Origin of the sequence: Methylobacterium sp. NPDC080182 (assembly GCF_050281105.1) — a bacterium.
GTDB lineage: Bacteria > Pseudomonadota > Alphaproteobacteria > Rhizobiales > Beijerinckiaceae > Methylobacterium.
The window spans coordinates 16,523-28,244 of record NZ_JBNNWO010000006.1 but is presented as its reverse complement, the minus strand read 5'-3'; the positions used below and the strand labels follow the sequence as shown (position 1 = coordinate 28,244).

The 11,722-nt window shown below is 72.1% G+C and carries 11 protein-coding genes; 7 read left to right on the top strand and 4 right to left on the bottom strand.

The window, feature by feature from the left end; translation table 11 throughout:
- Positions 1 to 330: 330 nt before the first annotated feature.
- Positions 331 to 837 carry a GNAT family N-acetyltransferase gene (locus ACQKQD_RS12345; protein ID WP_091928081.1) on the bottom strand — a complete coding sequence of 169 codons (507 nt, stop codon included), beginning with the start codon at positions 835 to 837 and terminating at the stop codon, positions 331 to 333.
- A gap of 758 nt (positions 838 to 1,595) precedes the next feature.
- On the opposite strand from ACQKQD_RS12345, the gene ACQKQD_RS12340 reads away from it, so the two are divergent.
- The 5 genes from ACQKQD_RS12340 (at position 1,596) to ACQKQD_RS12320 (ending at position 7,315) form a co-directional block, all read left to right on the top strand.
- The gene (locus ACQKQD_RS12340; RefSeq protein WP_427508490.1) at positions 1,596 to 2,762 is read left to right on the top strand and encodes a type III PLP-dependent enzyme; all 1,167 of its coding nucleotides are present in this window, start codon (positions 1,596 to 1,598) and stop codon (positions 2,760 to 2,762) included.
- Between the two features lie 253 nt (positions 2,763 to 3,015).
- Positions 3,016 to 3,567 carry a GNAT family N-acetyltransferase gene (locus ACQKQD_RS12335; RefSeq protein WP_091675794.1) on the top strand — a complete coding sequence of 184 codons (552 nt, stop codon included), beginning with the start codon at positions 3,016 to 3,018 and terminating at the stop codon, positions 3,565 to 3,567.
- Between the two features lie 258 nt (positions 3,568 to 3,825).
- On the top strand, positions 3,826 to 4,839 hold the full coding sequence (gene dgcN / locus ACQKQD_RS12330; RefSeq protein ID WP_020091144.1) for an N-acetyltransferase DgcN: 1,014 nt from the start codon (positions 3,826 to 3,828) through the stop codon (positions 4,837 to 4,839).
- 163 nt (positions 4,840 to 5,002) lie between these two features.
- Positions 5,003 to 5,986 (top strand): N-acetyl-D-Glu racemase DgcA, encoded by a 984-nt coding sequence (gene dgcA, locus ACQKQD_RS12325; RefSeq protein WP_427508489.1) that lies wholly within the window; start codon positions 5,003 to 5,005, stop codon positions 5,984 to 5,986.
- Positions 5,987 to 6,265: 279 nt separating this feature from the next.
- Positions 6,266 to 7,315 carry a ketopantoate reductase family protein gene (locus ACQKQD_RS12320; protein ID WP_091675797.1) on the top strand — a complete coding sequence of 350 codons (1,050 nt, stop codon included), beginning with the start codon at positions 6,266 to 6,268 and terminating at the stop codon, positions 7,313 to 7,315.
- 141 nt (positions 7,316 to 7,456) lie between these two features.
- Here ACQKQD_RS12320 and ACQKQD_RS12315 read toward each other — a convergent pair whose 3' ends face one another.
- Positions 7,457 to 7,795, bottom strand: coding sequence for a DUF1491 family protein (locus tag ACQKQD_RS12315; protein ID WP_020091141.1), 339 nt, complete (start codon positions 7,793 to 7,795; stop codon positions 7,457 to 7,459).
- Between the two features lie 326 nt (positions 7,796 to 8,121).
- Here ACQKQD_RS12315 and ACQKQD_RS12310 point away from each other — a divergent pair, with 326 nt between their 5' ends.
- Positions 8,122 to 8,412: a hypothetical protein gene (locus tag ACQKQD_RS12310; RefSeq protein ID WP_091675802.1), complete on the top strand. Its 291-nt coding sequence runs from the start codon at positions 8,122 to 8,124 to the stop codon at positions 8,410 to 8,412.
- A gap of 66 nt (positions 8,413 to 8,478) precedes the next feature.
- Here the strand turns inward: ACQKQD_RS12310 and ACQKQD_RS12305 are convergent, their stop codons facing one another.
- Entirely contained in the window at positions 8,479 to 9,189 is a 711-nt protein-coding gene (locus ACQKQD_RS12305) for a peptidoglycan-binding domain-containing protein (RefSeq protein WP_026604619.1), read from the bottom strand.
- Between the two features lie 26 nt (positions 9,190 to 9,215).
- On the bottom strand, positions 9,216 to 11,108 hold the full coding sequence (locus ACQKQD_RS12300; protein WP_427508488.1) for a sensor histidine kinase: 1,893 nt from the start codon (positions 11,106 to 11,108) through the stop codon (positions 9,216 to 9,218).
- A 252-nt stretch (positions 11,109 to 11,360) separates the two neighbouring features.
- On the opposite strand from ACQKQD_RS12300, the gene ACQKQD_RS12295 reads away from it, so the two are divergent.
- On the top strand, positions 11,361 to 11,711 hold the full coding sequence (locus ACQKQD_RS12295) for a hypothetical protein (protein WP_427508487.1): 351 nt from the start codon (positions 11,361 to 11,363) through the stop codon (positions 11,709 to 11,711).
- The last annotated feature ends 11 nt before the right edge of the window (positions 11,712 to 11,722 follow it).

The window sequence follows — 11,722 nt, the reverse complement described above, 5'->3', positions numbered from 1 at the left end:
CGATAATCGACCGAATTGTGAAGTAATATGAGACAAACACCAGAATTGGCGAGAATTTTCGGGAATTGGACCGCATTCTCGCGTGACGATATCGGCGCGGTCGCCGGCCGCGCGGCGGGTCTGTGCCGGTCCGTGGCGCGGCGCGAGGGACCAGGTATCCTGCGGGCGCACTCCCGAAGAGCCGCAGGTTCAGCGCTGTCGGCCTGCCGGTGCCCCCGCGATGACGGAGTGTGGCGCGAGGACGCGCCTGGCCGGATCTCGCTATCGCCGGGACGGTGTGCGGGCCAGCCGGCGGCTGGGCGGTGGTCCGCGCGGCAGTCCGCGCGGCGCCTACAGCGCGCGCTCGTAGCGCCACGCCTCCATCCCGTCCTCGTAATAGTCCGGCCGCACGGCGAAGCGGGTGTAGCCCCGGCGCTCGTAGAGGCGGATGCCGGCGCCGTTGTCGGCGCGCACCTCCAGCCGGAGCCGGTCGCAGCCCTCGGCGCGGGCGCGGGCCTCCGCGGCGTCGAGGAGACGGCCGCCGAGGCCGAGGCCGCCGCGATTCGGCGCCACCGCGATCGAGGCCAGCCGGGCGATCCGGCTGCCGCGCCGCCGCTCCAGCACCGCGGCGCCGACGAGCACCGGAACGGGATCCCGGTCCGGCGGGTCGATCAGGGCCGCCAGCACGTCCATGGAGGGCGAGCGGATCGCGTGGCGGATCGCCCGGCGCTCGGCCCGGTCGGTGGCGAAGGCGGCGTGCTCCAGGGCGACGAGGGCGTCGAGATCGGCGAGCGTGGCGGTGCGAATCGTCGGCTCGGGGAGCCCGTCGCCGACCGGGCTGCGCAAGGGGGCGCTCATGACCGGGCGCTCACAGGGAGGCGCTCACGCCCGCGCCGTCGCGGTGAATCTGGTCGGCCCGGCCATCGCTCGCTCGCCTGAGTACTCTGCCCCGTCCGGTCAGATGCCCGCTTCCGCCCCGCTTGGGAAGCCCGCACGGCCCCGTCGACGCGGTCGGGACGCGTCGTCGATGCGTCGTTTTTGCAACGGAGCGCGCGGGGTGTGGATTGCGGGCGGAAAAGCGGGCGTTCCGGGGCGGTTTCCCCTTGTCGCGCGGGTCCCGTCTCCGTATATGCGCCGTGCCCAATTTCGCACGTGCCTGTGGCCGCGTGTCGGTTGGTGGGCATCCGGTCAACTGCCGGACAGCCGCCAGGGGTCTTAAAGGATCGATGGTCGCAAGGGTGGATCCCTACGGCCGGCATCCAGGTGGCAACACCGGACCCCGACAACAACCGGCAGCCGGAGGCGAAACCGGCGAACCCCGCTCTCCACGGGGGACGCAGCTTAAAGCAACGACGAACGGGCTTTTTTGGTCTCGTCGGCCCTCCACAGGCCGGCACCGAAGAGGCTTGTTTCTCTTTGCCCGGCGTGCGGTGGGGGTCCTCCCTTCCAATCCACGGCAGCTTCCGGGTGCTCTGCGCCCGCTCCGACGCACGCGTCTCCAAAGCGCGTGGGTCCGCGCGACGCATCGCCCCCTGACGCCGGCGGCCAATCCTGGCCGTCATCTTCGACAGCGCGCCCCGCGTAGGGCGCTCGCGAACCCGTGCCGGGAGACGACCATGACCGACCGCATCCGTGACTTCCTGCGCGTGCGCCGCGACCTCGGTCAGGACGAGGGCCCCGTGATGGTCCTCGACCTCGACGTCGTGCGCGACAACTACACCGCCTTCGCGCGCTCCCTGCCGGACACCCGCGTGTTCTACGCCGTGAAGGCGAACCCGGCCCCCGAGGTGCTGCGCCTGCTCGCCGAGATGGGCTCCTGCTTCGACACCGCCTCGGTGGCCGAGATGGAGATGGTGCTGGCCGCCGGCGCCACCGCCGACCGGATCTCCTTCGGCAACACCATCAAGAAGGAGCGCTGCGTCGGCCGCGCCCTCAAGCTCGGCATCCGCCTGTTCGCGGTCGATTGCCAGGCCGAGGTCGAGAAGATCGCCCGGGCCGCCGACGCGCTGGGTGTGCCGGCGGGCGAGGTGCGGGTGTTCTGCCGCATCCTGTGCGACGGCGCGGGCGCCGACTGGCCGCTCTCCCGCAAGTTCGGCTGCGTGCCCGAGATGGCCGCGGACGTGCTGGAGCACGCCCACCGCCAGGGGCTCGAGGCCTACGGCATCTCGTTCCACGTCGGCTCGCAGCAGGGCAACACCGAGGCCTGGGACGGGGCGCTCGGCTCCGCGGCGGCGATCTTCCGCGAGTGCGCGGAGCGCGGCATCGGCCTCTCGATGGTCAATCTCGGCGGCGGCTTCCCGACCAAGTACCTCAAGGCGGTGCCGGGCGTGGAGAGCTACGGCGAGGCGATCTTCCGGGGCCTGACCAAGCATTTCGGCAACCAGATCCCCGAGACGATCATCGAGCCGGGCCGCGGCATGGTCGGCAATGCCGGCCTGATCGAGGCCGAGGTCGTGCTCGTGTCGAAGAAGTCCGCCGAGGCCGACGAGGTCCGATGGGTCTACCTCGACATCGGCAAGTTCGGGGGGCTCGCCGAGACCATGGACGAGGCGATCCGCTACCCGATCCGCACTGCGCGGGACGGGGAGGCGACCGAGCCCTGCGTCATCGCCGGCCCGACCTGCGACTCGGTGGACGTGCTCTACGAGCGGCAGCTCTACCCGCTGCCGGTCTCGCTCTCGATCGGCGACAAGGTGCTGATCGAGGGGGCGGGCGCCTACACCACGACCTACGCGGCGGTGGCCTTCAACGGCTTCCCGCCCCTTCAGCAGATCGTCATCTGATCCTTCCTAGGATCAGGACGGGTTCCGGCTGAGGGACGCAGGCTCCTCCGTCCTCGCGAGGGGAGCGAAGCGATCCAGGGACGCGCGACGCCTTCCGACGTTTCGCTGTCCTGGGTCACGTCGCTTCGCTCGTGATGACGGGGAAGGCGACCCGGCCGGACGCTGACGTCCACCACCGCGTCGACCGAGGGCGTCCGGCTCTCGGTCACAGACAATCGCTTCTCCCGCTCGCCGGCCCGGGGAGGGCACAGCCATGATCGAGATCCGCGCGGAGCATCTCCACGACGTCCCGGCGCGCGAGCGCCTGCTCGACGCGTGCTTTCCCGGCAATCGACGCGCCAAGACCTCGGAGCGCCTGCGCGAGGGCCGCCTGCCGGCCCGCGGCCTCGCCTTCGCGGCGACCCGGGCGGGACGGCTCGTCGGCACCCTGCGGCTGTGGCACGTCGAGGCCGGGCTCGCCCGCCCGGCGCTGCTGCTCGGCCCGCTCGCCGTCGATCCGGCGATCCAGGGCCAGGGGCTCGGCTCGGTGATGATGCAGGCGGCCCTCGGCCGGGCGGAATCCCTCGGACACGGCGCCGTGCTGCTGGTCGGCGACGCGCCCTACTACGCGCGCTTCGGCTTCGACCGGGCGCTCGCGGAGGGCCTGACCCTGCCGGGGCCGTTCGAGCGCGCGCGCTTCCTCGGTCTCGAGCTGCGCGCGGGCGCGCTGGCGGGCGCCGAGGGGATGGTCCGGGCGAGCGGCGTGCCGGCGCCGGTGGGCGCGGTGGCCAACGAGGCGGGGGTGGCGCGACGACGCGCCGCCTGAACGGGGCTTCGCCGCTCCGCCGATCTGAGGCGACGAACCGTCTTCGCGAGCGGAGCGAAGCAATCCAGGGTCGCGCCCCGCTCAATGACGTCGCGCTGCCCTGGGTCGCTTCGCTGCGCTCGCGATGACGGCGTGCAGAGCCGGTATGCTCCGTGGGGCGGCCGCATCGACCGCCTTGGCCAGCCCCATGCATTGCGCACGCCGCCCGCGATCCCGCATAGACGGTCCGCCGGCCTCCCGGAGAAGGTTGCTCGACCGATGCAGATCGCCACGCCCTACCTGATGTTCCTGGGCGACGTGCCCGACACGCTGGCGGCCAAGACCGCCTACGGGATCAAGGACTGGCGCCCGGAATGGTGCGTCGGCCAGATGCGCCTGCCGGGCTGCGCCGCCGATCTCGGCATCCCCGACATGACCCTGCCCGAGGCCCTGGCGAAGGGCTGCCGGACCCTGGTGATCGGCGTCGTCAACGCCGGCGGCGTCCTGCCGGACCACTGGGTCAAGGAGATCGTCGCGGCGATCGAGGCCGGTCTCGACGTGGCGAGCGGCCTGCACGTGAAGCTCGGCGCGGTCCCGGCCATCGCGGAGGCCGCCGCCCGCCGCGGCCGCCAGCTCCACGACGTCCGCCACACCGACGAGCGCTTCCCCACCGGCAAGGGCACCAAGCGGGCCGGGCGGCGCCTGCTCACCGTCGGCACCGACTGCTCGGTCGGCAAGAAGTACACCGTGCTGGCCCTGGAGCGCGGCATGCGCGAGCGCGGCCTCGACGCCGATTTCCGCGCCACGGGCCAGACCGGCGTGTTCATCTCCGGCCGGGGCGTCGCCATCGACGCCGTCGTGGCCGACTTCATCTCCGGCGCCGTCGAGACGATCTCGCCCGAGGCCGAGCCGAACCACTGGGACCTGATCGAGGGCCAGGGCTCGCTCTACCACCCGTCCTTCGCGGGCGTGAGCCTCGGCCTGCTGCACGGCGCCCAGGCCGACGCCTTCGTGGTCTGCCACGAGCCGACCCGCACCAACATGCGCGGCGTGAAGCACCCGCTTCCGACCATCCGGCAGGTGATCGACCTCACCGTGCAGCTCGGCAGCCTGACCAATCCGGGAATCAAGCCGGTCGGCATCGCGGTGAACACCCAGGCGCTCGCCGAGGGCGAGGCCCGGGCGCTCCTCGACGCGCTCGGCTCCGAGCACGGCCTGCCCGCCACCGACCCGGTGCGCTTCGGCGTCGACGGGCTGGTCGACCGGATCGTCGCCGACTTCCCGGCGATCTGATACCGCTTCCCTGTGCCGGCTCTCACTCCGTCCCCGTGAGCCGAGCGAAGCGATCCAGCAGCGCCATGCCAACCGGCCGCTCGCTGCCCTGGGTCACTTCGCTCCGCCCGTGATGACGGAGCGGGCTGCATCGACCGCAGGCCTGAACCGGAGACCCTACGACATGGCCCGCCGCCTGACCCTCGCCGTCGAGCGCTTCCTGATCGCCGGCGCCTTCACGATCTCCCGCGGCAGCCGCACCGAGATCGCCGTCGTAGTGGCGACGATCGCGGACGGCGACGCGGTCGGGCGCGGCGAGTGCGTGCCCTATCCGCGCTACGGGGAGAGCGTCGAGAGCGTCAGCGCCCTGATCGAGGGCCAGGCGGAGGCGATCGCGGCCGGGATCGGGCGGGACGCGCTCATGACCCGCATGAAGGCGGGCGCCGCGCGCAACGCCCTCGATTGCGCGCTGTTCGACCTCGAGGCGAAGCGGCAGGGCCGTCCCGCCTGGGAGATCGCGGGTCTCGCCGAGCCCCGGCCGGCCATCACCGCCTACACGCTGAGCCTCGGCACGCCGGAGAGCATGGCGGAGGCCGCCCGCAAGGCCGCCCACCGGCCGCTGCTCAAGGTCAAGCTCGGCGGGGACGGCGATCCGGAGCGCATCGCCGCGGTGCGGGCCGGCGCGCCGGAATCGCGGCTGATCGTCGACGCCAACGAGGCGTGGCGGCCCGAGAACGTGGAGGCCAACCTCGCGGCCTGCCTGCGAGCGGGCGTCGCGCTGATCGAGCAGCCGCTGCCGGCCGACGCCGACGCCCTGCTCGCCGAGATCCCCCACCCGGTGCCGGTCTGCGCCGACGAGAGCCTTCACGACCGCGCCGGCCTCGACGCGCTGGCCGGGCGCTACGACGCGATCAACATCAAGCTCGACAAGACCGGCGGCCTGACCGAGGCGGTGCTCCTCGCCCGCGAGGCGCGGGCCCGGGGGCTCTCGATCATGGTCGGCTGCATGCTCGGCACCTCGCTGGGCATGGCGCCGGCGGCCCTGCTCGCCAACGACGCGGAGTTCGTCGACCTCGACGGGCCGTTGCTGCTGGCCCGGGACCGTGACCCGCCGCTGCGCTACGAGGGCAGCCTGATGCACCCGCCGATGCCGGACCTCTGGGGCTAGGGCCCGCGGCGGGGCGGTTGTCGTCCGCGGTCCCGAGAGGGGCCCGCGCGATGTCCCGGAGGCGCCACCCTGTGGAGATCCCGGGTGCGGAGGATAGGGATCGCCCCGCCTGTCACCGGCAGGGCCTCACAAAGGGTTTGGGATTAGGTATACCAGAAGGCTTGCCTTCCGCTCGCCCGGCTGCCATCCATCGCACGTGCGCTTGGGGCCGTGGCGTGGACGCGCTGTTCCCAGCAGCCAGACAACACACAGCAAGTCTCAATGCTGGGGAGGACCGACGTGGCCAAGAACATCCTGATCCTGGGGGCCTCCTACGGCTCGCTCCTGGGCACCAAGCTCCTAATGGCCGGTCACAACGTGACCCTGGTGTGCCGGCGGAAGACCGCGGACCTGATCAACCGCGAGGGGACCGAGGTCCGCATCAAGCTGCGCGACGAGAAGGAGCACCGCGCGATTCACTCGCGCGATCTGCCCGGCAAGGTCGACGCGATGCCGCCGGAGGACGTCGACGTGTCGCGCTACGACCTCGTCGGCCTCGCCATGCAGGAGCCGCAGTACAACAACCACACGATCCGCGTCCTCATGATCAAGATCGCGGCGGCGAAGCTGCCGTGCCTGTCGATCATGAACATGCCGCCGCTGCCCTACCTCAAGCGGATCCCGGCGCTCGCCGCCATGGACCTCGAGGACGCCTACACCAATGCCGGCGTGTGGGACCGGTTCGAGCCGGGTCTGGTGTCGCTCTGCTCCCCCGATCCGCAGGCCTTCCGGCCGCCGGAGGAGGAGGCGAACGTCCTCCACGTCGGCCTGCCGACGAACTTCAAGGCCGCGACCTTCGCGGACGAGGCCCATAACCGGCTGCTCCGGGAGCTGGAGGCCGACATCGACGCCGTGCGCCTCGACGGGCACGACGTGCCGGTGAAGCTCAAGGTGTTCGACTCGCTGTTCGTGCCGCTGGCCAAGTGGTCGATGCTGCTCACCGGCAATTACCGCTGCATCACCCCGGGCGAGCCGCAATCCATCCACGACGCCGTCCACGGCGACCTGGCGCGCTCGCGGGCGATCTACGACCACGTCGACGGTATCGCCCGGAAGCTCGGCGCCGACGCGGCCGACCAGGTGCCGTTCGAGAAGTACGCCAAGGCCGCCGAGAGCCTGCTGAAGCCGTCCTCGGCCGCGCGGGCCGTGGCGAACGGCGCGCCCTACATCGAGCGGGTCGACCTGCTGGTGAAGCTCATCTCGCACCAGCTCGGCGAGCCGAACGCCGAGATCGACCGCACCGTCGAGACCGTCGACCGCAAGCTCGACGAGCGCATCATCGAGGGCTGACGGGCGCTGCCCTCGCTTCGCTCCGTCATCACGAGCGGAGCGAAGTGACCCAGGGCGGCGCGCCATCGGTCGGCGTGGCGCCGCTGGATTGCGTCGCTGCGCTCGCAAAGACGGTGGCGAGGTCTCCAACCGGAAACGGTATCACTCCGCCAGATCCAGAAAATGCCGCCCCTGGCGGTCATCGATCTCGACGATCCAGAGATCGGAATCGAACCGGATCTCCTTGGTCAGGCGCTCCTCCACGTCGAGCGGGCTGCCGCCGGTGACGATCGCGGCGAAGCGGCGGTCGCCGCTCTCCTCGGCCTCGAACAGCGCTTGCGGCGCCGGTCCGTAGAGGTCGGCGCTGCCGTCGAGCCGATCGACCTTCACGAAGATCGCGCCCGCCTCCGCGGATCCGCGCCGGCGCAGCACCGCCGGGATGCCCGCGACGTCCAGGCGCCGCAGATGGGCCGAGACCCAGAAATCGGAGCGCAGGCGCATGCGTCTGTAGCCCTGTGAATCGCGCGGCCCGCGCCGCGGGCGGGCGATCCGGCGCGGCGGTCGGCCCCTGAAACCCGGCCGGTTGTGAGCGGCGCAAGCCCCGCCATGCGCGAAAGCGCCGGCACGGGCAAGCGCGGATGCGCGACGCCGCACGTCCAGAGTAAACGGCTCAGCGCGGCGAATAATCCGTCAAAAAATCCAGTATTTTTCGGGATTAAAAAAGAATTGAACGATGTGCGTCAGCGCACATCTATAGTATTTTCTGCTGCCTAACTGAGCAAAGGGCGCCTGAATTCGCATGCCACGATGATTTGAGGAGCAATCCGATGCGGAGAATGACCTCGCTCGCGACGCTGATCGTCGCCTGCCTGTGCTTTGCTGTGCCGTCGGCCCACGCCCGTCCGGAGACGCTCATGGATTTACTGGGCCACCGCGACTCCGCGTCCTGCCCGCGCTACCAGCGGACGCCGAGCGATGCCTGCAACATCGTCGTGCACCGGCCTGGCGGTAATCCCACGCAGGACATGACCGGATCGATCGGCCACGCGAAGTCCTTCCAGGCCAATGGCGGCCCGCGCTGCAAGACGATCTGCCGGTTCACCGGCACGCAGTACTGAGGGTCGCGCTCTCACGACGACCGGCGCCCGCACCGCTTCCGCGGAGCGGGCGCCGCTTCCCTCCCGCTAGCCGTGGCCCGCCCGCGCCATCAGCTCACGCAGGGTCCGGCCCGTCGCCTCTCCGGTCACCGGCAGCTTGGCGCCGCGCTCGAACTTCTCGATCGCCGCGCGGGTGCCGGGGCCCATCGCGCCGTCGGGCTTCACCGCGTAGCCGAGCTTCGACAGCGCCTTCTGGGCGCGCAGCACCGGATCGCCGTCCTTCTCGGATTTGGCCGCCTTGGCGTCCGTCTCCTTCGCGGCCGGCTTGGCGGCCGGCCGAACCGGCGACGCCTTCGGGGTGACCGAGGCGGTGGTCTCCTCGGACCGGATCAGCTCGCCGATCGCGTCCCGGGCCGCCGGCTTGGCGGGGACCGGCGCGGCGGCGCGGTCGGCCTCGATGACCCGCACCGGATCCCGCGCGGGTTCCCGGAGGGCCTCCCTGGCGGCCGGCGCCGCCTCGCGGGGGGCGGGCGCCTTCTGGGCGAGCTTCGGCAGGATCGGCGCCGGGTGGCGCCCGGTCTGGTAGCCGAGGGCGTTGACGCAGACGAAGCCCGCCGCGCCGAGGGCGACGAGGCTGCCGAGAACGGCGCCCGGGCTGGTCCGGCAGGTGGCGCCCGTCGCCTTCAGCGCGCCGACGAGGACGGCGCGCCAGTCGCCTTGGACCGCGGGGTGGCGCGGCGCGGCGCGGCGCGCGCGGCCGGGTTCGCCCGGTACGGTGATCTCGCGGTAGCCTGACATCATGTCTCCTTCCGGGGATCTTCGGGTCAGCCGGTGCGGCGCAGGACCGGGTCGGCCGGGGCCGCGGCGAGGCCCGGCTCCGCGTCGAACAGGCCGAGCGGCAGGCGCACCACGCGGCGGGGCGCCGGGGCGCCGCGCACGGCCGTGCGGATCGGGGCCGGGCCGTGGGCGGCCGCGGGGGCTTGGCAGACGAGGGGCAAGGTGACGGTCACCACCGTCCCAGCCTGGGGCGCGCTCTCGATCAGCAGGGAGCCGCCGTGGAGGCCGACGAGGCCCTGGACCACCGACAGGCCGAGGCCGGTGCCCTCGTGCTGGCGCTTGTAGCCGCCGCTCCCGGCCTGGAAGAACGGGGTGCCGAGCTTGGGCAGGTCGTCCGCGCCGATGCCGACGCCCGTATCGGCCACGACGATGTCCAGGGTGCCGGCGCCGCGCCGCAGGGACAGGTCGATGCGGCCGCCCGCCGGGGTGAACTTCACGGCGTTCGAGATGAGGTTGATCAGCACCTGCCGGCAGGCGGCGGGATCGGCCGTGATCTCCACCGGTCCCGACGGGGCGGCGGTGACGACGACGCCGGCAGCGTCGGCCTTCAGGCGCATCATGTCGCAGCAGGCCCGGAGCAGGTCCGCGATGTCGAACGCCTCGGGGGCGCAGTCGAAGTTGCCGCTCTGGATCCGGCTCATGTCGAGCAGCGTGTTGACGACGCCGAGCAGGTGGTGGCCGGAGGCGCCGATGATGCCGGCATATTCCCGCGCCTGGACCGGTCCGAGGCTGACGGCGCCCTCGCCGGCGAGGACCTCGGAGAAGCCGATGATCGCGTTGAGCGGCGTGCGCAGCTCGTGGGTGACGTTGGCCAGGAACCGGCCCTTGATCGCGTCGGCCCGCTCGGCCTCGGCGCGGGCGCGCTCCAGCTCGACGGCGTGCCGGTGGTGCTCGGTCATGTCGCGGGTGACCGCCACGACCGCCGTGGCGGCGTCGTGCGCGCCGTGCTCGATCCGGTGGGCGCGCATCTCGGCGTAGATCAGGCTCGCGCCGTCGGCGCGGCCGGTCTCGGGCTCGACGTGCAGGCGCAGGGGCAGAGTCGCGGGCCGACCGGTCGCGGCGACGTCGCTCACCGCCTTGAGGAAGGCCGGACGGTCGGCGACGTGGACGCGCTCCAGCAGGCCGTGGCCGCGCAGGCGGGCCGGGGCGCTGCCCAGGAGCCGGACGGCCGAGACCGAGGCCTCCAGCACGCGGCCGTTGCGGTCGTGCCAGGTCACGAGGTCGTCGATCGCCGAGAGCAGCAGCCGGTCGCGGGCCTCGTTGTCGCGCAGCCGCTCGCGCCAGACGCCCTCGTTGCGCATGTGCTCCAGGGCCTGGGCGGCGACGTGGCCGATCGCCGTGATGGCGAAGGCCGGCAGGGCGATCGCGGCCGAGATATCCATGACCGGCAGGGAGCCGGCCCAGGCGCCGAGGGCCACCACGGTCAGGACGCCGAGGACCGCCATCGCGGCTGCCGCGATCGTCGCGCGGAGCGAGCCGGAGACCAGCGCCTCCAGGGGGATCGCCACGAGCCAGACCGCGGCGGGCGAGGTGACGCCGCCGGTGACGCCCGCCAGGGCGACAACGAGGCCGGTCAGGCCCGCCGACGAGACCGCGTGGGCGACCCAGAGGGATCCGGTGCGCGTGAGGAGGACGGCGGCGAAGACCGGCAGCAGCAGGCTCGCGATCGCCAGGACCTCGAAGCCCGACGGCACCCCGCGCCACAGCAGGTAGGGCGGCAGCCCGGCCATCATCACGGCGCCGGTCGCCAGCCGCGACACCAGGAAGCGCTGGTGGCGTGCGCGGGCGGCCGGGTTGTCGGCCACGGATTCGTGGACGAGGCCCGCGAGCCGGTCATCGATCAGCGACGTCAGGACGGTCTTGATGGTCAAGGTTGGCACGCGTCGCGCTGGCTGCGTTCCCGCATCCGTCGCGCCTCCGGTTCGACTTCGAACGACTACCGGACGGTCGCAGAGCCGGCTTAAACGAGTGTTGCGGGACTTGTCCGAATGGTCGGGATGCTTTCCGCGAGGTAACCAGCCGATCGCGAACAAGCTTCATTCACCATCGTGCGGGAAAGCTCGGGTCGGTAGAGGCCCGGTTCACGAAATCCGTCGAATGCTTCGCGCGATCTCGAGCGGAGAAACCGTTCCATGACCGTCCTGCTGCGCGCCGCGCTGGTGATCAGCGTGCTCTCCTACTTCGCCATGCTTCGCACCGGAGCGGACCCGGCCGCGGAGGCCCGCAGGCTCGCCGCGGCGGTCCCGAGCGCCCAGGCGGTCGTGCCGGCCGCCCTGGAGGCGGTTCCGCCCGAGACCCGGGAGCGGGCGGTCCGCGCCGTGCTGGCCCGCGGCCTGATGGCGGAGCTGAGCCGCCGCGCCGCGGAGACGCCCTCGAACGACACCCTGCAGGAGACGGACCGGCAGCCCGCTTGGCGGGGCGCCGATCCGGAGAGCGATCCGCAGTACGATCCGAAAAGCGATCCCCGGACCGGCCCGCGCTGACGGCCGGCCGG

Excerpts from the sequence above, each read along its gene's own strand:
- ACQKQD_RS12345 (WP_091928081.1), bottom strand. The coding sequence starts at position 837 with ATGAGCGCCCCCTTGCGCAGCCCGGTCGGCGACGGGCTCCCCGAGCCG.
- ACQKQD_RS12340 (WP_427508490.1), top strand. The coding sequence starts at position 1,596 with ATGACCGACCGCATCCGTGACTTCCTGCGCGTGCGCCGCGACCTCGGT.
- ACQKQD_RS12335 (WP_091675794.1), top strand. The coding sequence starts at position 3,016 with ATGATCGAGATCCGCGCGGAGCATCTCCACGACGTCCCGGCGCGCGAG.
- dgcN (WP_020091144.1), top strand. The coding sequence starts at position 3,826 with ATGCAGATCGCCACGCCCTACCTGATGTTCCTGGGCGACGTGCCCGAC.
- dgcA (WP_427508489.1), top strand. The coding sequence starts at position 5,003 with ATGGCCCGCCGCCTGACCCTCGCCGTCGAGCGCTTCCTGATCGCCGGC.
- ACQKQD_RS12315 (WP_020091141.1), bottom strand. The coding sequence starts at position 7,795 with ATGCGCCTGCGCTCCGATTTCTGGGTCTCGGCCCATCTGCGGCGCCTG.
- ACQKQD_RS12310 (WP_091675802.1), top strand. The coding sequence starts at position 8,122 with ATGCGGAGAATGACCTCGCTCGCGACGCTGATCGTCGCCTGCCTGTGC.
- ACQKQD_RS12305 (WP_026604619.1), bottom strand. The coding sequence starts at position 9,189 with ATGTCAGGCTACCGCGAGATCACCGTACCGGGCGAACCCGGCCGCGCG.
- ACQKQD_RS12295 (WP_427508487.1), top strand. The coding sequence starts at position 11,361 with ATGACCGTCCTGCTGCGCGCCGCGCTGGTGATCAGCGTGCTCTCCTAC.